This is a genomic window from Mycobacterium sp. P2_H7, assembly GCF_056403275.1.
Window position 1 is genome coordinate 49,285 of the sequence record NZ_JBFUFU010000008.1, and the last position, 22,874, is coordinate 72,158.

A 22,874-nucleotide genomic window follows, 5' to 3' on the forward strand; every position below is an offset into this window, starting at 1 on the left:
AACGAATGCGTGCCGTGACACACACGCCGCGGAGCGCTGGACGGTGCCCGTTCAAGTGAGAGCCTGGCGGCAATGCTTGCATCAGAATCGAGCGTGACGCTGCAGAACTACTGGTTGCAGCACTTTCTCGTCGCCGCTAAGCGGGAGCATAAGAGCGTATGTCGCCCCCATGATCAACATCAGAAGGCCATACAGCGGATCAGATAACAGACCCCAGCCCGTAAAGGTGCTGATGACGAACGGAACGAAAAAAGCTGCCGCGGCCGCGGCTGGTACTTGGACGATACCGACTTCCTTGCGCAGGCGAAATCCGCGAATGAACGTCCAGAGTACGGGTAGCCACAGAGCAATTGCACCCACTACACCCACCTCCACCGCTGCCAGCAGGAATGCATTGTGCACTGGTACACCCGAGGCGGTAAGGGCGTCTGACAGCCCGATGACACTGACATAACTGTTCGGGCCCACCCCGACCAGTGGATGGTCCATGACAGCCTGCAGCCCGATGTCCTGAAGAACGCTGCGACCGCCACCGGTCGGATCTTCCTCGAACCGTTTCTGCAATACCGGATAGCTGGCAAGCAACCCAACTATCCCGATACCCAACGCTCCGAACCTCTTTCCCCTCGGAGCCCTCTGTCCATAGGCGAAGAACGCCCAACCCATCAGCAATACAAGAGCTCCGAGAATCTGCGCACGGCTTCCCGCTCCGATACAGATTCCCATCACGAGCACGAAAATCAGCGAAGTGCGTCCGCTCCGCCAAGAAGCTGCCGAATCACGAAGGGCAAGAATAAGAACAAAGATCATCAACGTTGCATTCGCAAGCTGGCCTGGGTGATTCAGAAGGCCGTTGTATCGCCCCTCGAGGAGGGCAAGCTCCTCAGCGCTCATCGGGTTGATGTCAAACCCGATCGCTTGCGCGATGACCACCACGGCCTGTATCCCGAGCAGTCCCGTCAGATACATGGCAGCACGCTCGCGTTCACGCGGATCGGCGCGTAAGGCGTAAGCGCACGAAGTTCCGACGAGCCACGCCGCAAAGCCGACACCGAGGTGCGCGAGGCCAGCGTCGTGTTCGTCCGATCGACCCCACGACAGCCAAGTCCCGGCAACCAGCCAAATTGCGGCCGGTGCGAGAAGCCAAGCTCCCGGGCAGTGCATACGGCCTGCAAGATTGATGAGCAGTGCCGTAACCACGGCAATCATCACCGAAGTCACGCCGACCGAAGACGGGGCAATATCGACGTGCTTGTGCACGTCGCCTAGATAAAAGAGATACACCGGGGCCAAGTAGCACACTGCGACGATGAAGACCAGGGTGATCGCCGCGCTACCTTGAGCATTCTTCTGCAACCCACGCGCAACGACCAGCGCAAACACCACCGCAAGAATGTAGACAGTGGTCATGGCATCGCTACCCTTCGACCCTTGGACCATGTCGAGGCCGCACCCCAATGCGTGCTCAAGAAGCCATCAAACTTGCTATCCGAGCCGCGTTTCTCGACTTATGCTTCGAACAATACGTCGCAAAACCTTGCCAATACACTTTCGATTTCCCCACGCCTCGCGTCGAGGTGCTTTCGTAATGAAGAGCATCTATGTCGCGAAGAACGATGTTGCGGTAGCCCCGCGCATTCACCCGACGTGCCAGATCGACGTCTTCGTAGTAAAGAAAATAATCCTCGTCGAAGCCGCCGACGTCCGAAAATAGTTCGTACCGGATCGCAAAACAGAAACCAGAAACCCAATCAACCTCCAATTCGGGCCCTTCCCGCAGGCTGTCCGCCAGCGTGTTCCGCTTTCCCAGAACTCGTCCGCCGCCAGCAATGATCTTGTTCCGCAATCCAGTCGGTAGCAGATCATCCAAACGAGTCGCAGCAGCAACCTCTTTCAGCAGCGACGGCCAAGGGCCCCCGGCGAAACCGAGGCGACCATCCGGATACCGCATCCTCGGAGCCACCATCCCGACGTCGTCCGCGTTGACGCGAGTATTGAGGCGCTCGACTACGCGCGGAGTAACCACACAGTCCGGATTGACCACAAGGAGATTGATGTCATCTGCTGTCGCTGCGCGTGCGGCAGCGACAGCACGGTTGACCCCTCCACCGAAGCCGTGGTTCAGACCGTCCGACAAAACTGCGACCCTACCGCTCGCGATCTTCTCGATGACCGATCGTGTCGCGGTGTCGGGCGAGTTGTCCCATACGAATACGCGCAGTTCCGGGACTGCCAGCAGAGCGTTTATGCATTCGGCTATCACCGCCTGCGAGCGGAACCCGACCACGATGGCCACCGGAGTGTTCATTGAACCGACAAGCCAATCCCGCTTCGGCTGAGCTGGCGGGCGGGTGTGCCGGACGCGGCCGTTCGATCGCTATGCCCATCTCCACTCAATTTCAGATTTGTCAAGATGACAGGCGCTCCAAACGATTCCGGGTGAATAGCCACGAGTAGCTCAGATTCACTTCAGGATAGGGGATGTAGATGCGGTGTGACACACGGAGGGAAGCATTCGATTTTCACATTTTCTTGCCTCCCGGCGCGGCACTTCGGAATAGACAACGACGGCCCCGCGTCCGCACTGTCCCGATGTTTCCATTCGGCGTACTGCCACCCTGGATCTTCCTCCTGGCGCGACATCAACGAGCCGCGTGTTTTGCAGCCAGATCGCTGAAGACGCGCGCGTACTCCTGGGCATAAGAGGTCCACGAATGGTGCTTCTCGACGAATCGCCGGCCTGCCGCTCCGACGGTACGTGCGAAAGTCGGGTCGGCGAGAACTCGTGATACTGCTTCTGCCGTGCCCACCGCGTCGTCCGAGACGAGTGCCTCCTTGCCCCAGTCGAGGCCCACCAGTGCTCGCGCAGCCAGTGAATTCAGCACCGTCGGCGCACCCGCTGCGAGCGAATGCAGTGCTTTCAGCAGCACACCGGCCTCAACCATCGAAGGAGCGAGAACAACGTCTGCTCGTCCGAACTCGCCGTGATAGTCATCGGTCGCCCCGACGACTTGTACTCCCGGGATACGAACAAGATCCCGGACCGAGTCCCGTGGTCGCGCGCCCACGATCCGTAGGACGGCGTCGGGGTGCTCTCGCCGAACGAGAGGCAAGACCTCATTCGCGAGATACTCGGCAGCAAGCACGTTCGCAGGCCGCCACATGGCGCCCGCAAAAAGCAAAACCGGAGCCTCTCGCTCCGCGCACGTCCAAGCCGGCACGTCCAGAGAGATCCCAATCCGGGGCGCGGACGACGATTGCGTCAAATGCACCACGTCGTTCCTATCACTCTCGGACAGGGTGAACACATGCGCGGCGCGACGAATAGCGGCTCGCTCCCAAAACCCAAACCGCTTGAGTTCTACACGGTTGAAGGCTCCACGTGGCGTATACCAAGGAGAACGAATGGCCTGGCGGTACGCGCGGGTGCCCAAGTCGTGCAACGTAACTGTCGTGGGGATATCTCGAATTGCCAGCGCCGCTTCTGCGGGGTGAATGTATTCCATATGCACGACATCAGGATCGACCTGCTTCGCGACCCGAAGCGCTTCACGCGTTGATTGCCTGCTCCAAGATGCCCGGAAATGATAGGGGTACAGTCCTGCAGCTGCAGCCACGCTTTCTCGCACCGGTGATGCGGCGTGATAGTTGACGCCGCCGACCACAGAACATTGAGTCTTGTCGGCGGTAGGCGCGTACACGTGCAACTCGACAAGCTTGCCGAGTTCGTGAGCCAGCGGCGCCATGTAGTCAGCGGCCGCATGATCGTGAGCCTGCAGCGGAGAGAACGGCGAGATCAGAAGGACCCTGGTCACTTCCGTTGGACCGGCGTTCACAGCAGGCCCGAAAGTGAAGAAACGGACTCCTCGAGTGCCGATCTGAGAATACCGGCCGACCGCTGCCGAACTTCTGACTCCGCCTCGATCTTGTCAAGTAATACTTTTGGCGCAGAGGCGATGTCGTGGGTGTCGATCCAGTACGGAGACGATCCCACACTCTCAAAATAGTCTGCGTACTTGAATTCGGGCTCGCCGGAGAGCTGTGGCTCCGAGAACCTGAGCAACGCAGCCGGCACACCGAGCGCATCGGCGACGATCAAGCCATGCAGACTCGAGGTGTAGACGATCGAAGCATCCCCGATCGCACGTACGACTTTTATCGGGTGCTCGTTGGGCAGGACGACCTCACACCCATCCGCAGCCAATGCTTTCAAGTGCCCCCGCGACTCCGAATTCGCCCAGACTCGATAATGCGGGACCACGACTGGGCGCGACCCGCGCCGAAACTTGAATCCTTCGACCAGAGCAGGGGCGAGTAGCCCAGGGTCACCGAGCGTCGTGCTCAGCGGCAGCCCTAGAGCGTCTCGCGTCCGAGGCCCGCGGACAGCTACGAACGTTCCCACCGACCGCAATACGGCTTCACGCGATTCCGTCGTCGGGGCAGAACGCAAGCCCGATCCCCATACGACCGAGCAAGTCGGTTTGCGTGCCCACGTATACAAGTCGAGGATAGATCCGATGCCTGTGACTTCAGCGGAGTCAAGGGAAGCCCACGTGACGTGATACCCGAACGAACGAAAAATCAGTGGCGACATTTCATCGCCAAAGTTCGACAGTAGTCTGCCACCGCTGGCGCGCAAACGAACCCACGTCGCGGAGTTGGATCTCATCTCTACCCAAGCAGCGCGCAAATCTCTACGCGGGGACCACCAGAAGAGCTTCATGCGCGATCGTCCGACTCAAGCTCGCTCACGCGCAGCGTCACGATTCCTCGGTTAGGAAGCAGCCAACTTGCTTCCAAGCGCCCCTCAGTGATCGGCCGTAGGCGAGGGAGTGAGAACTTCCGGGGAACTGCACCTCCCCGGCCGGCGCACCGCTCACCCAACCCTCTGGATGTACAACGATCCCGGCTCCCGATCTTCGGTCAGATACGGGCACTTTGCCTTCAGTCGATCGAAGTGGTTGTGACGCAGAAAGTTGAGAGCGCCCAGCACTTTCCAGTCCTTGTTCGATGTCAAGAACGCCTCAACTATGTATTGCTCGTTCCAGAAACGCACTTCGTCGACTAGCCACTCAGCGGGGTAATCCTTCGGCGAGAAAATATCGTGGATATGGACTATCACGCCAGGCTTCAGCCTGGGGAGGATGTCGAGATACTCCACGACCACGTCGCCGCCAGGGCGGATGACGTGCGACGAATCGATGAACAAGATGTCATCTTCGTCGAGATCGTCAAAAATCCCGAAGTCGCAGTCTTCGACCTTTTCGCGGATCACCGTGACATTGCCACCCAGTTTCTCTAGGTAGTCGTGCTCGTAAGGTTCGATGAGCACATGCTGGCAGCTGTAGCTCGGATCTTCGGCCAGGTTCGCCGCGAGTGCACGTCGAGCGAGGCGCGTCGAGAATCCGCTGCCGATTTCGATGATCCGCTTCGGCTTTTTCAGTCGGATCAAGTTGTACCAGTACTCGGCGTCTCCAGACTCGAAAGAACTGTTCTCCAGATAGTAGTCATAGCCGGGTGCACTATGCCTAGGCAAACTATCCAATTCGCTGTCGTGCGAAAATGACTCCAATAGGCCAAGTTGATCGGCCACATTCCAGTCGATGCCAGGTAGCGGCCTGTCCTTTGCGAGCAGGCTTCGCACCGACTCGTTGTTAAAAGCCGGTTCATAGTAGTGATCCAGAAGCGGAAAGCAGCCGGCTCGAATGAGCATCGACTTGCTCTTGGGGAGACGCTCAACTCCTGCTCGCCGCACCAGCCCGAGAACGACCGCGCACAAGAACACAAGCGGCGAAATCAGCAGATCGACGGCGGGCGCAAGCCGCTCAGCCATCTGCTTGGAGAAAACCTTCAACGACCCTCCTGGATTAAGCAAGCGGCGGTTCATTTAGCCGTCGGTCCGCTCGCGTGGAGCCTAGCTTGGATTGGCGAGAACGATTGGGTTGCGTGACTCCATGTTGCGTCAAAACTACTGTCCCACAACACATCATGAGACGCCTGGCGGTGACTTGCTCAACGGAAGGCACTAAGGGAGCAGCGTATCCCAATAGCGTCTCGGGTGGAGAGTATCCCGGTTGCCTCCGGGGCGAAAGTTGTGACGACACGCAATGCGCCATGACGGTGGCCCCTCAGTGATTACGCAAGTGGTTTCAGCCGCCTCAGCACACACCCTGACCACGCTTGCGGATTCCTATCGTGGACTATTGGCGACACCGATAGCTTGCAGCTATTTTCTATCCGCATTTTTGCTTTCGGCAGCATGTCGAATTTTCTCAATCAGAGTCGCGATCGAACGATGCACCCCATAAAGTGATGCGCATAGGCGTCCAGCTCTGATCGCATTGCGCTGATAGATCACGATAGGCGATCTACATATGCGAGCCGAGCGGGTACTTGCCAGATTGAAGGGACCCAAGAAATGGCGAAGGTACTGCTCATCTCATTTTCGACTCTGCCCACGATGCAGAAGTACCTTTATAGCGCCGGCGATGAGCTCACGGCCCTCGGACATGATGTTTGGACTGCTGGTTCCACGAACTTACGAACTATCTACGAACTGGGACCTCGAAACCTCGTCGTCAGCACGCCAGCAACTCCACGCCCTTCCTTCTCGTCTCTGTGGTCATCAAAAAAATCCCTCGATATCGTGATTGAGCTAATTCAGCGTGTGCGTCCTGATGTTGTTCACTTCGTCAACAAGCACGCTTGGAACTACTTGCTTCTGCAACAAGTGAGATGGCGGGGTATCCGCACGAGATGGGTGCATACATTCCACGATCCGATTGGACACCAGGGAGACTCGGTTCAGCGAGGAGTTGTGGCCTACCACAAGGTCGTTCAGCGTCAGCTCGACGCGATCATCGTTCACTCCGAGACAGCACGATCTCAAACACAGCAGGTGCTCAGACCGAAGTGCCTCGTGGCCCGATCGCCTCTGGGCCTCAAGCGGTGGAAGGACTATGAGACCGCCGGTCCCCGCGCCTCCAAACGCGCTCTGGTGTTCGGACGATTGAACCTTTACAAGGGCTGCAAAATGTATCCGGACATCTTCAACGAGGTCCACCGACTCGACCCGAGCATCGAAATCACGGTCGCCGGGCAGCCGTCCAAGGATGTGACAGACGAGCTTCTCACTCGGATTGCAGCATGTCCCAATGTTCGTCTGGACGACCATTTTATCGAGGAGCACGCAGTGGAGCGGTACTTCCGCGAAGCGGCACTCGTCCTCACCCCGTATACATCGATGACACAGTCCGGGGTAGTCCTGGATGCGTACTCGCACTCGCGTCCGATCCTCGCGTTTCATATCGATGAGATGCGCGAATTCTTGCCGCATCGGACAAACGCAGTGAGTCCTTTCGACACGAGTGAGTACGCCAGAGCTCTGGTTGAACTCCTCAACAACCCCGCGGACTGCCACAAAGCCGGACGTGAGGCGTGGGAGTTCGGGCGGGAACAGTTCTCGCCGTCATCGATGGCCGCCGGTTTCGCTGCGGTCTATGAGGCAGTGACGGCAGGTTCGGTCAACGAACCATCAGTGGTCCAATAACAAACTGACCCTACGAGTTGTGCAGTCTGCAACTCAACGCCGTCCGCCACGGCGACGCGTCGGCGTGGACTTGGTGAGGACGCGACCCAGAACGTCTGCCAACAGTTTTCGCGTCGGTCCGCTCAGTAGGAGCAGAGGAAAGTAAACCAACCCGCCAACCGCAAGGCCGCCGAGAAGACTCACCACGGTTGAGCCCGCGTCCCACTGCGTGACAGCCCAACGCACGGCGCCGCCTGCCACAAAACCGCACGACAGTACGTGAAGCCCAGTTCGCAAGAACTTCCAAGCGGGCATCTCGTCGCAACGGTGTAGCCAAACGAGACTGACGAACCACGAGATCGCCAGTCCTACAGCAAATCCCCAAGCGACGCCCTGGACTCCGCCGATCGATCCGATGAGAATGCAGGCGACAAGGATCGGTTTTGTGACGAGGCTGAAGTAAAATAATTGCTTCGCGTTACCAGATGCAAGAAAGGCCCAGTACGACACGTAGCTTAGGACTTGCGCTGCGCCGCCTATAGACAGGATCGCTAGCAGTGGTGCAGATTCGACCCATTTCGGCCCGAGCACAAGTTGTACCAACGGCTCTGCGAGCGACGCTGTCAACGTGAAGACGAACAACAGAGATGCCGAGAGAACGACTTGCGCCTTCCACAGTAGCGGGTAGAAGTCGTTGCCTTCGTGGTGTTTCCGAGACAACAGCGGCAGAGCGACATTCGTCAGCGGCGCCAGAAGTTGGTTCGCAGGAACAGAGAATATTTGAAAGGCCCGGTTGTAGAGACCGAGTGGACCAGCCCCCCAGCGCATGCCAATCAGGTAGCTGTCGGTGTTGGAGGCCGCGTAGTTGATCAATTGGGAAGCGCCAGAATGGATGCCAAACACATAGAGTGCTTTCATGCCCGGCTCGCGACGTGGTCGCCCAGGCCACCAACGGGTGACAACCGCGCGCAAAATCAGCAGTGATCCGTAGACACCCAACATCTGGACGACGAGCGACCAGTAGCTGGCCCCAGCCACCGCCGCGGCAATCCCGGCAGCGAGACCGATAACTTGAGATGTCGTATCGGTGATCGTCAACGCGACGAAACGAAAGTCGCGGGCCAGCCTGACCTGGAACTGGGCTTGCAGCGCATTGATCGTAAACGCGAGTGCAACGAACGGAGCGATGTCCCGCAGCACTGGCTCGCTATACATGCGCGCTACCGCTGGTGCGGCCAGCGACAGCGTTGCTGTCATGGTGATTCCGACAAGCGTATTGGTCCAGAAGAGGTTGCTGGCTTGGCCATGCGTCAACTTGGACGTCTGGATTGCGGCCTGGGACAACCCGAAATCACGGAGCAGTTCTCCGAGCATGACAAAGACCGCCAACATAGCGATCAGTCCGATTTCGTAAGGACTCAGGAGCCTAGAAAACGCGATCAGACCCACCAGCTGTACCAGAGCTTTGATGAGCTGGCCGGCGATGGTGACCGCTCCGGCCCTTGTCGCGGAGGTGGCACGCATCTGCTCAGTGGGTTGAGACATCCGAGTCACCCTGCTTCGTGACGTCGGCGCAGCGAACGCGGGGTCGATTTACGTCGATGTCTCTACTCCTATGGATGGGACGTCATCCTGCCTCGTAGGAAGTCGCGTTCCGGGGTCCGTCGCGGCGGAGACCCGGCCCAGCATCGGCGCACTGAAGAGAGCTAACCAGGCGCGAGATGTATCCGCAGCCCTGAAGTGATGGCTCATTATATACAGCCGATTGTGACGGTACGTTTTGCGCTCACGGGTGGGTCCATGAAGACATCTCAGCCACTCGATTCCCATCATCGACGGATCGATCCGGTCAGATAATACCGGCGCGTTTCCGGGATATTGCTGTGAAAGTCCAACCCCCCTAGTTGGATTGGACACCTCAACAGAGTTACATCACTGACAGCCTAGCGACAAATGAATACCGCCGGCGCCCCGCACTGAGCGAGTAGACGCCGTGCTCAACGCGTGAAACGATTCGGCGCATGCAAAGTGGGACGCTATTTCGAATCACCATCCCGCGCATCTTCCCGGCGATACTGTGTTTACTCGGTGTCATCTCATGCGGTACACACCAGACTCAGGTGCCGGGCACCGCAGCCCCCTCGATGCGTGAAGTGGGGCTCCAGGGGGATCACTGCACGAGCTCGAATACCGTCGCAGCGTTCGGCGACTCTCTCACATACGCTCTGACCAAAGACGGCGATTCCTGGATACAAGCCAGACCGACTTGGCTCCAGACGATGGCGACTGATCTCGGAGGCTGGTGCTCCTTTAACGGCGGCGTGCCATCTGAAGGCTCCGCTCAGATAGCCGTGCGACAGGGCGGACTGCGACCACGGCTCACCTTGGAAGGCAACCAGATCCCGGCCCACGCAAACGAAGTCCCGGTCGCGGCCGTGAGCCCTTCGGACGGATGGTCACTCGATACGAAGGCGGGCATCCTCACCCTGAAGGGAACATTGGCCGGTGTAGCAGGCAAGCTGCAGTACACGCCTACTGGCGGAGCCAATACGTGGTCGTATCTACCGGACTCTCCGCCTCCTTCGGCTGTCTCGGTACCGATGGAATCGGAATTTCTGGGAGATCAACAATTCGGCGATCACGACGCCCTGCAGATAATTTGGGCTGGAACCAATAATCGGGTGCAGATCGACGCCATCGAGCGAGATACGGCAACGATGATCGCTTCACTGCCACCGACCACGCGGTACCTCGTTATCGGCACGATTCCCGAAACCAAGGATGTTCTCACTGCAACATATGGACAAAGGTTCGTGGATCTACGCACCTGGCTTTCCACTCATGGCCTCGCCGCGGCCGGGATTTCGTCACCAACCACCGAAGACCTGGAAGCTACCGCAGCGGGCCGCATTCCACCATCTTTGACGGTGGCGGGCGGGCACTTCACTCAGGCCGGGTATGACGCAATCGGGCATTATTTGGCGAAAGTTGTGGTCGCACTGGGCTGGGACTAGTGGAAGAGTCTGTGGTCGCGAGTATGGGCGTTCATCGATGATTGTCGTGACCTAGCAATTGATGGATCAGCGTCATCGCCTCAGATGACCCCGGCACGCTTGAGGGCTTCGCCGATGACTGGGGCAAGCCTCACACCGTAAACATCGGACATGTGTTGGTCGTCCCATCGCGTCGGAGTTGAGTCGGCAAAACTCGGACACCGGTCCTGCATGCAAAACCACGGTCTCGAATCGATCCAGATTCCACCAAGCGATTTCGCGAGATCCTGCTCCGCTGATGCCCTCAAGCGCCAGATGCGAGTAACCCTGTTGACACATCCAGACGGAGTACTCGACCGCTTTCCGTAGCAGTCCCGTATGTTCACGCCGACGTCAGCTGGCGGGGCGGCCAGGAGTGCAATTTTATTCACACTAGCCCGTATCTTCGCCACGATACGATTTGTCGACGAGGTCCAATCCGCCGGTGTCATCTTCCGGTCGGCGCCGTTGACTCTTTTTTCCAGATAAGTGTTCGAAATGATCACCACATCGGGCTTGGTGGCGTTGATGTAATCGATCGCATGCTGCTTTTTTGCTGGACATGCGGCCATCGCCTTGTCGTCCCCGATGTAGAGAACGTCATCGACGAATTCGCAACCATACATCGCTTCGGTGTGAACCTGTACCGCTCCACCGGAATTCAACGCGATTTCCTTCAACGGTCCTACGTACGTCATTGCAATCGAGTCGCCGACCAGCACGATACGAGTCTTCGCAGAACTCGAACCCCACGTGCACGAACCATCTATCTGATCAAGACCGCTGCACGCGGCGATATCCGGTGGAACATTGGGGCCACCGATGACATCCTCAATCGAGGGGTGGAGTTCAGGCCACGATGCTGCTGTCAATGCTTCGGCGATCTGGGCTTGAAGCGCGGAACCTGCCGGGCCCAACTTGAGTTCGGCAGCGGCTGCCGCTACGGCACTCGGGGCGATCTCGCCGTCCGTGAGCACATCGTCGTGATTGACCGTCGGTTTGATGACCAGGATGCACATGGCGGCGGTCAGCAGAAGCGTTGCGGCAGCGGCGCCATACTGACTTGATTGTTGCGGGTGGTACTTTCCGCGCCGAATCCTTTTTGCGGCGTTGCGGACCTTGGCTCGATCCACGCGGCGCAGTGGCTTTTCAACCAAGTAATAAGATGCGATCGCCAGTCCGAACGACAACGCCACCACCGCCACACGGTAGTACGTGTCCTGGTCGATGACAGAACCCAATAGGACGATCACCGGCCAGTGAACCAGATACAGCGAGTACGAGATGTCGCCGATGAAGGTACTCACGGGGTTGCGGAGGAAGCTTTGCCATGCTGGTTCGCCGTCAACACCAGCAGCCAAGACCAATCCCGCGCCGACCACAGGTAGCAGTGCCCACGGAGCCGGAAAACCCGCGGAGCCGTCCTGGATCAGATAGAGGCTGGCTCCGATGGCTAAGAGACCCGCCCACGACAGGATGGGTTTCATTGTCAGGGGTATGCGGGCGAGCAATCCCGCCGCCGTCGCAAGCAATGCGCCGACACCCAACTCCCAGACCCGCGCAAAGGTATTGAAGTACGCCGATGCGGGAGCAGCCACGGTTTCGTCCACGGCCCACCCGAATGACGCGGTCACGATCACGGCCATCGCACAACCGGCGATCTGCATTCGGCGAGCATGGGTCCAAGCTTTGCGAAGAACCATCACGCCCACAACGAAAATCACTGCCGGCCAGACGAAGTAGAACTGCTCTTCGATTGACAATGACCAGTAATGCTGTAGCGGCGACACCGCATCGCCCGCGTTGAAGTAATCCGTCCCCTCGGCCGCAAAATGCCAGTTCGCGAGGAATCCGAAGGCCCATAGGGCATCCACCCCCACCTGATGCGACTTGAACGGCAGAAACACCAGCAGCGACGCGAGGTACGTCAGAATCAAGACGACTGTGGCTGCTGGGACGATCCGGCGCAACCGGTTCCAGTAGAATTCGCGGAAGGAGACGTTTCCGCTGCTCTCGGCCTTGCGAAGAAGGTTTCCGGTGATGAGAAAACCGGAGATAACAAAGAACACGTCGACGCCGACGAAGCCCCCACGTGGCCAGTTGAATAGATGATTGGCAAATACCGTGACGACTGCGACCATCCGCAAGCCCTGGATATCCAGTCGTTGATGTGCGCGCGCAGCGTGTCTTCGACGCCGCCTAGATATCCTTCTGTTTCGCTGCAGAATAGTTGTCATTGCTCCCCCAGGGACCGCACGCGTTCACGTCGGACTGTGAATTTCGGTGACGTTTTCCGACATCCTGCTAAGGCAGAAGAAAGCGAATTGTCTGGAGCCGAGTATTCCACAACCAGGTGCATTGAAGCGCGTTGAGCGACAGCACGGATAGTGCAGCATCAGGCGGTGCGACGACCCGCTCCCAGTCCGCTGTGCTGAAGCGCCTGAGAAAAGCGCCAGCTCACTGTTAAGGCCACACGAAGCCGTGCGCGGCGACGTCTTCGATCCCCCGGATCTCAGATGGACAACGGCCGGATCGCAGCGTCTTGGTTGCCGTGTCTCTCGCCCTCGAGTATTTCTTCGCGTCAATTGAACTTACTGAGAAGGTCAGTCAAAGTCTTACGCTGACCGGTATCGACAGACAGCGGGTGACCTCCCTGCGAGAATCCGCTGTTGTCCCAGACTCCGATCTTGTCGATGTCGCCGACCCCCTGATCGGCAAGTCCCCAAACGATCGAACCAAGGACGCCTGGAACATTATGCAGGTCCTTGCCACTCACGATGCGACCTACTTGTTGCGCCGGCGTCAACGACTGTGGGGTGCCGAACTCGCCAACCAAGATCGGTTTACCAAGACTTGAAAAATTCGACAGATTCGAAACGTCCACGTTTTCGAGATATACGTGGATATCGATGAAATCTGATCCACCGTTCGCGGTCCAGGCCTGATACTGGATCGACTTTTGGTCGGACCAGAAGTCAGCAGGATTTCCGAATCCGTCCGACGAGTTGGACGTAGTCAGCGGAATCCCCGGTGCAACAGCCCTGATCGCGCTATACAGATCGAGTACGTTCTTGACTGTCAGCCCATCATCTTTGCCTGAGCCCTCTTGAAAGACATCGAATCCGATCACGTTCGGGTATGACGCCAAAGCCTTCGCCACCTCGGTGATCGCGCCGACGCGGTCAGGGTCGGCGAAATCGTAAGTCGATCCATCCCAAAATGCCCACTTCTCGCACAGTGCGGGATAGAGCATCATTCCCAGAGAATTCGTGTAGTCGGCAAGCTGCCTCCATCTGGAGACATATTGTTCCTGGGTGATCGCGGGATAGTTCTCCCCGGCGGGCATGAAGATGATACCCGGGTTGCCGATCAGCCGGATGGTGTTCATACCCAATGCGCGAGCACGATCTACCTGTGGCTTTATCCAATTGTCCCAGTCCCACTCCGAGAACAGTCCGCCCCACGAGCCCCCATAGGACTTGACGACGATATTGCCGCCCTTGATCTTGATTCCAGGAATCAGGGTTCCGAACCCTGCGGCAACCGGCACCGAAGCAACTCGCACATCGGGTGCGCTTTCACCGTTCGGTGTCGATTGTCTATCGGCGTACAACGCGTCGGCGGCGTGCCAGTAGGGCCGGCCCATGGTGCCTGCCGGGTTCAGATCTCCGCTTGCGCTGGCCAATTCCGTTGCAGCGGCGCCCGATCCCCAAATCGATGCGCTTGAGCGAGACGTGTTGCCATCATCTGCAGCTTGCTGTGCCGAGGAACAGCTGACCAACAGGAGAGCCACCACCGCTACCAATGCTTTAGCAAGTCGCACTACCCAGTTCACCACTCTTCGTTGATTAAGACGGAATCAGGGGCCGTAGCTTTCTGACGCTACGTTCTCGGTGTGACTTGGAGGTTGATGTAGATACCGGGGTTGTTTCCACCTGTGAATTGTGGGTCGAGCACTACCCGAACCCGTCGCGGGTGGTTCCGAATAGTTCGCTTGACCGTTACCGGCAATATCGAGGCTTCGTTCGCAACCGTCGGCGCTGGCAGATTCGGGCCGCGCCATGGCACCCCCTCGACGATGTCGGAAGCGAAGTTCTCCTCGGCAAGGTCGTACCAGCGATTCTTCGTGTACTGGAACCCATCCATATTGTCGAGGCAATACTGGAACCTCACACCAAGAGACCACGCGGAGGGTTCACCCGTAACCGATTCGACACCCAGCACCCACGTCAGGGTCTCTGCCCATCCGAAGTCCATCGGGTGGCCCGGCTGAGCTAGGCTGATTCGACCTTTTGCAGACGCGGGTCGTATAGGTCCTTGACCAAGTCCGTCGGTCGTAGACGACGAAACCAGAATTTGCGTCTTCGACAACCGCAACATCAGCTCGTCACCTCGTTGACCGTGCCCACGGCCTGATCCACGACGATGAACGACTCGCCCGATCCTGCCGGCCCCGGATAAGCCGCAACACCAAAATTCAGCCCGCCCGCGAATGATGCCATCGCACCGCCGCGTTGAGGGCTTTGGTTCGCGCTGCCCGCGCTCAATTTCGCGAGGTCGAACGTGCGGCGATTCACCTGGCACGAGTGGTACGCCCCAGCTCCATCGTTGGCGTCAAGGTCGACGGTCAGGCTGAGCCAGTCAAAGTTGAACTTGTTTTCGTTATCTCCGGCGACGAAGTCAGATCCGCTGTAGACGTCGACCCACTTTTGATCATTGTCAGATATTGAGAGCGTGCGGGATTCGCCGGATGCCTTACGGCTCACCTGGAGCTTGAAAAATGAGCGCCTTGAGTTGTCCCACGCCTGCGTATCGATCATCAGCCAGAATCCACCGAGGGACGCTGTGGAGTCGTCAGAGCCATGCGCGATGTAACACGAAAAAGTCACCAGACGGCCGTCGTAATACCGCGACAGATTCTTGAACGCAGCGGCATTCGCGGGAGCCCAGCCGTCTGTATAGCCGTCATCCGGGGCCGCCGAGCAGCCGATCATCAGGGCGTGACTTCCAGAAAACACCGGATACGAAGTCAACGAGAGGGCAGTCGCAGGGCCGCGGCCGTTGTAGTGGTCCCGCCACCCGTTGAAACCGTCGTCGAAAGTGTCGTGGAAAAGCACCGTGCCGCGTAGGGGATCTCGTTGCGGAGCCCGCGCAACTGAAAGGACCGAATCCTCATCACTCTGCGGACTTTGCGCTTCATCTCGCGAACATGAACTCAGTGCCATGCTCGCACCTGCCGTAGCCACCGCAGCGCCAGCAGCCCCCAAGACGGACCTACGGGACATGTCCCAACTCATATCGTGGTCGCTTTCACTCTGGCAGTCCTTTTCATCGGCGTTCGCATTGACTGGCGGAAAGGTGAGAGGTCAAGTGTGTCGGGGCAGAGACAGATCCAAGGTCACGGCACGTAGTGACCGACTCCGATGACGGCAACAGTGCAACGATCGTCTCCAACCAAGCGCCAGGCGCAACTCTAGAACTATCTGATCGCCTCATTTCGAACACGCCGGGTCACTCAATTCTGAACATCGACGAGCCGTAACCGATTGGTCGGATAGTACCGGTGCACGGCCAAAGCATCCCTGTGAAAATCCCCTGACTCTAAGCGCATTCGCGTCCCGACCGAGGGATGGCGTGTTGCTCACCCGACAGCACATCTCCGTGCAATTGCACGGGGGTCTGTCAGTATGCAGAACTGGCAGGGGCGAACGGCGGCCAACTGCCAAACCGGCGAAACGACCTGCGCGAATGCCTATGTTGCTTCGCCCGGACTGATAGCAGCAACGCATCGCCCGTCGAACACGGCAGTCCGATAAATCAACAGCGCCGGGAACTGATTTACCGCTCGACTAGAGCTCACCCAAAGATTCGATCGCGGTCTGCGACCGAGTGGATCGTCAACCTACAACCGACAATGTCTCGTCCGAGCAACTTCCCGTTCGATCGCACAACGTCTTGCAATCCTTCGTATTACCCGTGCACCACTCCATTCCTTCTGGGGTGGTGTTGATCCAGGTGACGCTCTTCAGATCCTTCTTCGCGTCTTGGCCCTCTGGTGTCATCAGCGAGTTGCCAGACGACCCGCCTTTGGCCAGCTTGGCACCGCAGTTCAGTGCCACCAGAAATCCACTGCGGTGGCTGAAATTGTCATTGCTCACAGATGGAGCCTTCTGGGATGACGTGACAATGCACTCGTCCATCGGCAACGAGCCTCCGACGACGGTAGAAATAATCAGCTGGCTGCCCCAACCGGATGCGGTCTGAGTCGCGTCTGCATACGTCTTGCCTGCCAACGCATCTGCATACGCGATGCCGCCGCCCAATCCGAGGACGATGGAGACAGGTACCACCAGCAGGATGGCGATACGACCCGCAGCTGCCTTTACCGACACCGACTTCTCCATTCGCTCTGGATGCGGCATGAGCATACAGGCGCAGAACAGGAATTACGCGCCGAATCTGACTACAACGTTAAATATGCAAAGAGTCGCCTGTTGCCACGAGATCGTTTGTGCCGCATGAGGTCATCGCGAGACTCGTCACCGACGCTCATAAATAACTGGAGCCAGAAACCACCGGTACACGGATAAGAATTTGCTAGTTCGACGTCAAGCCGTACCAACTCAGTGCACGTTGTGATCCAACACGTACTGGAACCCGGCCATCAGCTGTGACAGCGGATCGACGCCTCCGCTACCGAACGCGGCCTCACTCGCCCCGGCGGTGACGACCGCAGGGTCGTAGCCACGTACCGGGTCCACGGTGATGGGAGCGGTCAGCGGATTGTCGTTACGCGTATATCCGGCGTCCACATAGGGTTTGAGCACCCCGTCGAGCTTGTTCAGCGTGCCCTCGTCGATGCCCGCGTATTTGAACGGCATGACCAGCGGAAGGTGCTGCTCGGGAATCATGTACGTCGTGTTCTTGGCGCCCCGCGAGTTGTACGTGACCGCGACGTTCTGGGGCGGCACGTTCGACGGGTTGGTGAACGCCACCGCGGTGTGACCGGTGGCCAGACCGACGATCGCGTTGGTGACGGAGATGATGTTGTCCTGGCGCTGCGGCCAGTCGGCGATGCTGTCGTACGGAGAGATGAATTCGTAGGTGTCGTATTGACTGTCGACCTGCGGCGGCATCGTGAAGTCCAGGGACGGGACCACACTGCCCACCGGGAAGTTCTGCCGCAGGAAGCTCTGGCCGAACGGGTTCGTCGTCAGGGGATCACCGAATGTCGCGAAGGACAACTGGTCCGGCGGCGGTGCGGCCGGATCACTGGCCAACCGGTTCTTCACCGCGTTGAGCACCATGGCGCCCTCGGACAACCCCATGGCGGTGCCACTACCACCCGCCTGGACGGCACGGATGAGGTTGCCCTCACCCACGTCGACCGACTCGCCGATACTCGGGCCGTCGAGTCCGAGTCCGGGGAAGCCGTCATCGAGCTTCCCGATTCCCGGGAACAGCCGTTCCAGGGTGTGTCCCTGAACCTGACCTGCCGGATACCAGATGTTCTGGCGATCCAGGCCGGGGAACCAGTCTGCGCCCGTCCGGCGGATGTACTCGTCATAGGGGATGCCGAGCACGTGGGCGCCACCCATCGCGTACGCCTTGCCGGGGGTGCCGCGCTGCGGCGCCGGGGCATTGGACCCCACGCCCGGAGCCGGCGCGGGGGCCGGCTCATCGGCTCCCGCGATACCGAAACCGGAAGCGCCCGTGACACTCACGGTCGCCACCACCGTCACCGCAGCGAGAAGTTTCTTCATGTCTGACTGCTCCCCTGCAAGGTCGGACGAGATGGCCACCAATTCGCCTTACCGACCAGCGTAGCGATGGCCGGCACGGTGATGGTGCGCACCAGGAAGGTGTCCAGCAGGATGCCGGCGCCGATGACGAACCCGCCTTGCACCACGGTACCGATGCTGGAGAACAACAGGCCCCACATCGAGGCGGCGAAGATCAAACCGGCCGCCGTGATCACACCACCAGTCGACGACAGCGTCCGGATGATGCCGTAACGCGTGCCATGCGGAGACTCGTCACGCAATCGGGACGCGAACAGCAGGTTGTAGTCGGCACCCACCGCGACCAGCACCACGAAGGCCAGCGGCGGCACCGTCCAGTGCAGCTGTTGACCGAGCCCGTACTGGAACACCAGGACACCGATACCGAGCGCCGCGAAGTACGAAAGCACCACGGAGCCAACCAGATACAGCGGCGCGATGATCGAGCGCAGCAGCAGCATCAACGTCAGCAGCACCACGATCAGGGTGACGGCGATGATGAAGCGGATGTCTTTCTCGTAGTAGTCCCGGGTATCGCGCAGCGCCGCCGGATACCCACCCATCGAGATCGACGCGTCGGACAGGCTGGTGTTGGGCTGTGCGCCCTTGGCGGCATCGCTGATCGCGTTGACCTGATCCATCGCCGCGACGCTGAACGGATCGAGCTTGGTGAGCACCAGGTAGCGCACCGAATGCCCGTCCGGCGAGATGAACATCTTGGAAGCCATCTGGAAGTCGGGCAGTGCCAGCACCTCGGGCGGGATGTTGAATCCGGCCATCGCCGGCCCCGACGCATTCTGCTTCATCGTCAACAAGAAGGCCGACGCCTGATCCAGGCCGCTGCGCATGAGCTGGATCTGGTCGACCACCTGGTTCACCCCGGTGGATACCTCCCGGCTTCCGGTGGCCGAACGGTCCGCCTGTTGCCGCAACTTGCCGAGGGTGGCCTGCGCACCGGCAGGCGAGTCCAGACCCAACGTCTTCATCAGCTTGGTGAGGTTGGTGAGGGCGCCGCCGATCTGGTTCAGCGAGGCGTTGAGCGACTTTTTGTCCTGCATCGACTGAAGTTGTCCCGCAAGGTTGTTGATCTCGTCCAGGGTGCCGTCCTGACGCGCCTGGGCCAACCGTGAGAAGTGTGCTCGGGTCTCGCTGCACGACGCGTCCAGGTCGCAGGTGACGTTGCCCTGCAGCGCCACCAGAACCGGGCCGATCCAGGCGAACATGTCCTTGGCCGCAGTGACGCTGATGCCCATCGAGTTGCCCAGCTGGTTGATGCTGTCGACCAGCTTGGCGCCGACCTCGACGTTCTTGACGAGCGTGTCGCCGCCGTTCTGGGCCTTCATCGCCGAGAACGCGTTAACCATCTGCTGGATGGTGCCGGTGATCTGGGTAACCTGGCCGCGCACGTCGCCGAGGCCGGTCGCGAGGGTTCCCGCACCCTTCGACAGCCGGTTGAGATCGGCCATGTTCGCGGTGATCATCGAGGCGCCCGTGCCCAGCCGGTCACCGACGAGACCCGCTTGATAGGTGGCCCGGAACTCTTGCGGCACAACACCGAGCGGCCGGGTGATGCCGCTGACCAACCCGATATCGGGCACCTGGGTGATGCGTTCGGCCATCTGCTCGAGGTCCGCGAGCGCCTGCGGGGTGCGCAGGTCGTGCGGGGACCGGACCAGAACATAGGACGGGATGGACTGATTCAGGTCGAAGTGCCGCTCCAGCGCCGCGTATCCCACTGAGCTGGGGTCCGAGTCCGGGACCGCCTTGCGATCGTCGTAGTTGTACTTCGCCAGACCCACACAACCGGCCAGCAGCAGCAGCACCAGCAGGCTGGACACCAGGTGCAGCCGCGGCCGGCGCACGATGCGGATACCCGACCGCCGCCACGCGCGGGTGGTCAGCTCACGACGCGGCGAGACCCAGCCCCGCGGCCCGACGATGGCGAGAATGGCCGGCAGGAGCGTCAGTGCTGCGAGGAACGCCACCCCGATCCCGATCGCGGAGGACACCCCGACCGTGGAGAACACACCCATCTGGGCGAAGCTGATTCCCACGAAGGTCAGACCGATGGTCGCCGCGGACGCGGTGATCACCTTGCCCACCGAACCCAGCGCGTGCCGGACCGCGTCATCGGAGCTCTCGCCTTGGCGCACGTAGTCGTGGTAGCGGCTGATCAGGAAGACGGCGTAGTCCGTTCCGGCACCGGCGATGATGGCGCTGAGCAGGATGATGGCCTGGTTCGACACCCCCAGTCCGGTCAACGCGGACAGGCCGGCCACCAGGGACTGGGCGATCACCAGGGATATCCCGATCCCGGCCAACGGCAAGAGCATGGTGACCGGATTGCGGTACACCACCAGCAGCACCAGGAGCACTAGGACGGCGATCGCGATCTCGATGGGCAATCGGTCGCGTTGGCCCGCGACCGTCAGGTCGGCGACCGTGGCCGCAGGCCCGGTGAGGTGAACCTCCAGCGGGCCTCCCGCGGTGTTCTGTTTGACGATCTCGGACACCCGGTTGAAGGCCTCATAGGACTGCGGGGTGCCCAACGCACCCGCCAGTCCCACGGGCAGCACCCAGGACTTGTTGTCCTTACTCGTCAGGAACGACCGCAGGGCGGGTGTGCCGACGAAGTCCTGCAGCATCACCACGTCTTGCTGATCGTCACGCAGCGCGTCCACCAACTTGCGGTAGGTGGCCTCGTGCTCGCGGCCCAGACCCTGCTCGTCGGTGAGGACCACCAGCAGCAGGTCGTCGCCGCCGGGTTCCTGGAACGCCTCGGTCATCTGCTTGGCCGCGACGCTGGACGGGGCATCGCCCGGCAGCATCGCGAGCGGATGCTTCTGCGCCATCTCGTTCAGGCTCGGGAACGTCAGCGGCAGGACCACCGCCAGCGTCACCCACAGCCCGACCAGGATCCAGGGCCATCGCACGACAAAATCCGCTAGCCGACGCACTGTGCACCCACCTGTGATCGTCGTACTCGTGTGGCCCTGCAACTCGCTGTCACAAGATCAAGCCGCACTGTCCTGTTCGGCCCCGCACCGCGCCTCACGCAAAACGGCCCCAATCGCCGCTTTCGGCGACCTGCTCCACGACGGACTTCATGGTCGCGATGTAGCGGGCGACGGATTTCTGCGCCACCGGGTTGTCCGGGAACATCACCGCCATTGCCGTCCCGGCCTCGTACCGGAATACGTAGATCGTCAGCTGGAAGGAGAATCTGCCGTCGGAGTAAATTCCGATATTGTTCGAGTAACCCATCTCAGCAGCAGCGATTACCGCGTTGAGCGGAGCGGCGCCACCGTGCAAAAAGTTTGAAACGGGAAAGTTGGGCTGAGGATTGTCCAGCCACGGCGCCAATTCCAATACACGGTAATACGGAACCCGGGCGAGGTTGAGACCCGAATCGAACGACGTCTGCGCGGCCCATGCCGCTTCGGGGAAAGTCGTGGCGGCGATCGGAACGGTGATCGGGACCAGACCGGTGAACCAGCCCTGGGTCATGAAATTGTCCGTCGTGCGGCGGGTATCCCGCGGAGTCAGCCCGTAATAGGTCGCTGCACCGGTCAGTTCGTGCTCGACCATGGCGGTGCAGGCGTAGAGGCCACCGACGAATCGGGTGCCGGCCGCTTTGCAGGTCGCTTCGAATCGCGCGGTCTGATCGGCGTCCAACAGCATCTCCCCGACCATGTCGGCGACCGTCGGCTCCAGCGGGTTACCCAGCGGTAGCGGGAACTCCGGCATCGTGCCGTTGTTGTTCTCAGCAAATTCGATCCAGGCCCGAACCTCCGGCGAATCGACCGTCAGATCCGCCGTCGACGCACGCTCGTTGACGCAGAAATCGTCGAACCGTCCGGCTTCCGGTAGCGGCATCGGCTGGCCTGTCGTCGTCAGCGACGTGTACATGCCGTGGGCCTCGAGCATCGTGATTCCGATGAGCGCCGCGTCGCCGTGCACATGGTCGATGCTCGCGTAGAAATCGAAATGATCCTCGCTCTGAACAATGCCGAAAGAAAAGCAGCCCCATTCCAGCGGTGAGGGAATGTCCACAATGTGTTTGCGCGCGTCTTCGGCGGTGATCTCGCCATGATCGACGGGCTCGAATTCGATGTCTTCCGGATCGACAATGGAGCGCCGGACGATGTCTCCGGAACCGGTGTATTCGAACCAACTGCGATAGGTGTCATGGCGCCGCAGATAGGCGTTGAGCGCGACGTTCATCGCGGAGATATCGCACGTACCAGGCACTTCGCAGGTGGCGATAATCTGGCGCGAATAATCGAGCCCGGCGGCCTCCTGGTGGTAGACGCCCCGAATGTGCTGACTTTGCATATAGCTGACGGGGACGTTGCTGACCGGCGCCTGCCGAGCCTTCTCCATCGCCGCAGTTGTCGGATGCCAAGACGTCACCACACCCGGGCTCGGCGCCCAATCACCGATGGTGCCGATCGTGATCTTCCCGATTTGCAAGGTGTTCCTCCCGGGTCTGAGCGGCGGCGGCTCCGGTCCGGCAACGCTGATGGCGACTTC

At 59.8% G+C, this 22,874-nt stretch carries 15 protein-coding genes; 2 read left to right on the forward strand and 13 right to left on the reverse strand.

The window, feature by feature from the left end:
* Window positions 1-81: 81 nt before the first annotated feature.
* The 5 genes from AC1DY7_RS11775 to AC1DY7_RS11795 form a co-directional block, all read right to left on the reverse strand.
* The gene (locus AC1DY7_RS11775; RefSeq protein WP_477493865.1) at window positions 82-1,410 is read right to left on the reverse strand and encodes an O-antigen ligase family protein; all 1,329 of its coding nucleotides are present in this window, start codon (window positions 1,408-1,410) and stop codon (window positions 82-84) included.
* Window positions 1,411-1,465: 55 nt separating this feature from the next.
* Window positions 1,466-2,296: a glycosyltransferase family 2 protein gene (locus tag AC1DY7_RS11780; protein ID WP_477493866.1), complete on the reverse strand. Its 831-nt coding sequence runs from the start codon at window positions 2,294-2,296 to the stop codon at window positions 1,466-1,468.
* 346 nt (window positions 2,297-2,642) lie between these two features.
* Window positions 2,643-3,815 carry a glycosyltransferase family 4 protein gene (locus AC1DY7_RS11785; RefSeq protein ID WP_477493867.1) on the reverse strand — a complete coding sequence of 391 codons (1,173 nt, stop codon included), beginning with the start codon at window positions 3,813-3,815 and terminating at the stop codon, window positions 2,643-2,645.
* Window positions 3,816-3,832: 17 nt separating this feature from the next.
* Complete coding sequence (locus AC1DY7_RS11790; RefSeq protein ID WP_477493868.1) at window positions 3,833-4,723, reverse strand: polysaccharide pyruvyl transferase family protein; 891 nt, start codon at window positions 4,721-4,723, stop codon at window positions 3,833-3,835.
* Window positions 4,724-4,876: 153 nt separating this feature from the next.
* Entirely contained in the window at window positions 4,877-5,887 is a 1,011-nt protein-coding gene (locus tag AC1DY7_RS11795; protein ID WP_477493869.1) for a class I SAM-dependent methyltransferase, read from the reverse strand.
* 531 nt (window positions 5,888-6,418) lie between these two features.
* Here AC1DY7_RS11795 and AC1DY7_RS11800 point away from each other — a divergent pair.
* The gene (locus AC1DY7_RS11800; RefSeq protein WP_477493870.1) at window positions 6,419-7,549 is read left to right on the forward strand and encodes a glycosyltransferase family 4 protein; all 1,131 of its coding nucleotides are present in this window, start codon (window positions 6,419-6,421) and stop codon (window positions 7,547-7,549) included.
* Between the two features lie 33 nt (window positions 7,550-7,582).
* Here the strand turns inward: AC1DY7_RS11800 and AC1DY7_RS11805 are convergent, their stop codons facing one another.
* Window positions 7,583-9,073, reverse strand: coding sequence for a lipopolysaccharide biosynthesis protein (locus AC1DY7_RS11805; RefSeq protein WP_477493871.1), 1,491 nt, complete (start codon window positions 9,071-9,073; stop codon window positions 7,583-7,585).
* Between the two features lie 734 nt (window positions 9,074-9,807).
* On the opposite strand from AC1DY7_RS11805, the gene AC1DY7_RS11810 reads away from it, so the two are divergent.
* Window positions 9,808-10,542, forward strand: a complete 735-nt coding sequence (locus AC1DY7_RS11810; RefSeq protein ID WP_477493872.1) for a hypothetical protein — start codon at window positions 9,808-9,810, stop codon at window positions 10,540-10,542.
* An 80-nt stretch (window positions 10,543-10,622) separates the two neighbouring features.
* Here AC1DY7_RS11810 and AC1DY7_RS11815 read toward each other — a convergent pair whose 3' ends face one another.
* The 7 genes from AC1DY7_RS11815 to AC1DY7_RS11845 form a co-directional block, all read right to left on the reverse strand.
* Window positions 10,623-12,797, reverse strand: a complete 2,175-nt coding sequence (locus tag AC1DY7_RS11815) for an acyltransferase family protein (RefSeq protein ID WP_477493873.1) — start codon at window positions 12,795-12,797, stop codon at window positions 10,623-10,625.
* A gap of 344 nt (window positions 12,798-13,141) precedes the next feature.
* Window positions 13,142-14,395 (reverse strand): glycoside hydrolase 5 family protein, encoded by a 1,254-nt coding sequence (locus AC1DY7_RS11820; RefSeq protein ID WP_477493874.1) that lies wholly within the window; start codon window positions 14,393-14,395, stop codon window positions 13,142-13,144.
* A 544-nt stretch (window positions 14,396-14,939) separates the two neighbouring features.
* Window positions 14,940-15,785, reverse strand: a complete 846-nt coding sequence (locus tag AC1DY7_RS11825) for a hypothetical protein (protein WP_477493875.1) — start codon at window positions 15,783-15,785, stop codon at window positions 14,940-14,942.
* A 672-nt stretch (window positions 15,786-16,457) separates the two neighbouring features.
* Window positions 16,458-16,964 (reverse strand): hypothetical protein, encoded by a 507-nt coding sequence (locus AC1DY7_RS11830; protein ID WP_477493876.1) that lies wholly within the window; start codon window positions 16,962-16,964, stop codon window positions 16,458-16,460.
* A 219-nt stretch (window positions 16,965-17,183) separates the two neighbouring features.
* Entirely contained in the window at window positions 17,184-18,323 is a 1,140-nt protein-coding gene (gene pe, locus AC1DY7_RS11835; protein ID WP_477493877.1) for an acyltransferase PE, read from the reverse strand.
* Window positions 18,320-21,298 carry an MMPL/RND family transporter gene (locus tag AC1DY7_RS11840; RefSeq protein WP_477493878.1) on the reverse strand — a complete coding sequence of 993 codons (2,979 nt, stop codon included), beginning with the start codon at window positions 21,296-21,298 and terminating at the stop codon, window positions 18,320-18,322. The genes pe and AC1DY7_RS11840 overlap by 4 nt, the downstream gene beginning before the upstream one ends.
* Window positions 21,299-21,392: 94 nt before the next feature.
* Entirely contained in the window at window positions 21,393-22,814 is a 1,422-nt protein-coding gene (locus AC1DY7_RS11845; protein WP_477493879.1) for a condensation domain-containing protein, read from the reverse strand.
* Window positions 22,815-22,874: the final 60 nt, after the last annotated feature.

What these genes read in the sequence shown, in the direction of transcription:
- AC1DY7_RS11825 (WP_477493875.1), bottom strand. Translation starts at nt 15,785, where the DNA reads ATGGCACTGAGTTCATGTTCGCGAGATGAAGCGCAAAGTCCGCAGAGT.
- AC1DY7_RS11805 (WP_477493871.1), bottom strand. Translation starts at nt 9,073, where the DNA reads ATGTCTCAACCCACTGAGCAGATGCGTGCCACCTCCGCGACAAGGGCC.
- AC1DY7_RS11795 (WP_477493869.1), bottom strand. Translation starts at nt 5,887, where the DNA reads ATGAACCGCCGCTTGCTTAATCCAGGAGGGTCGTTGAAGGTTTTCTCC.
- pe (WP_477493877.1), bottom strand. Translation starts at nt 18,323, where the DNA reads ATGAAGAAACTTCTCGCTGCGGTGACGGTGGTGGCGACCGTGAGTGTC.
- AC1DY7_RS11815 (WP_477493873.1), bottom strand. Translation starts at nt 12,797, where the DNA reads ATGACAACTATTCTGCAGCGAAACAGAAGGATATCTAGGCGGCGTCGA.
- AC1DY7_RS11800 (WP_477493870.1), top strand. Translation starts at nt 6,419, where the DNA reads ATGGCGAAGGTACTGCTCATCTCATTTTCGACTCTGCCCACGATGCAG.
- AC1DY7_RS11775 (WP_477493865.1), bottom strand. Translation starts at nt 1,410, where the DNA reads ATGACCACTGTCTACATTCTTGCGGTGGTGTTTGCGCTGGTCGTTGCG.
- AC1DY7_RS11810 (WP_477493872.1), top strand. Translation starts at nt 9,808, where the DNA reads ATGGCGACTGATCTCGGAGGCTGGTGCTCCTTTAACGGCGGCGTGCCA.
- AC1DY7_RS11830 (WP_477493876.1), bottom strand. Translation starts at nt 16,964, where the DNA reads ATGGAGAAGTCGGTGTCGGTAAAGGCAGCTGCGGGTCGTATCGCCATC.
- AC1DY7_RS11790 (WP_477493868.1), bottom strand. Translation starts at nt 4,723, where the DNA reads ATGAAGCTCTTCTGGTGGTCCCCGCGTAGAGATTTGCGCGCTGCTTGG.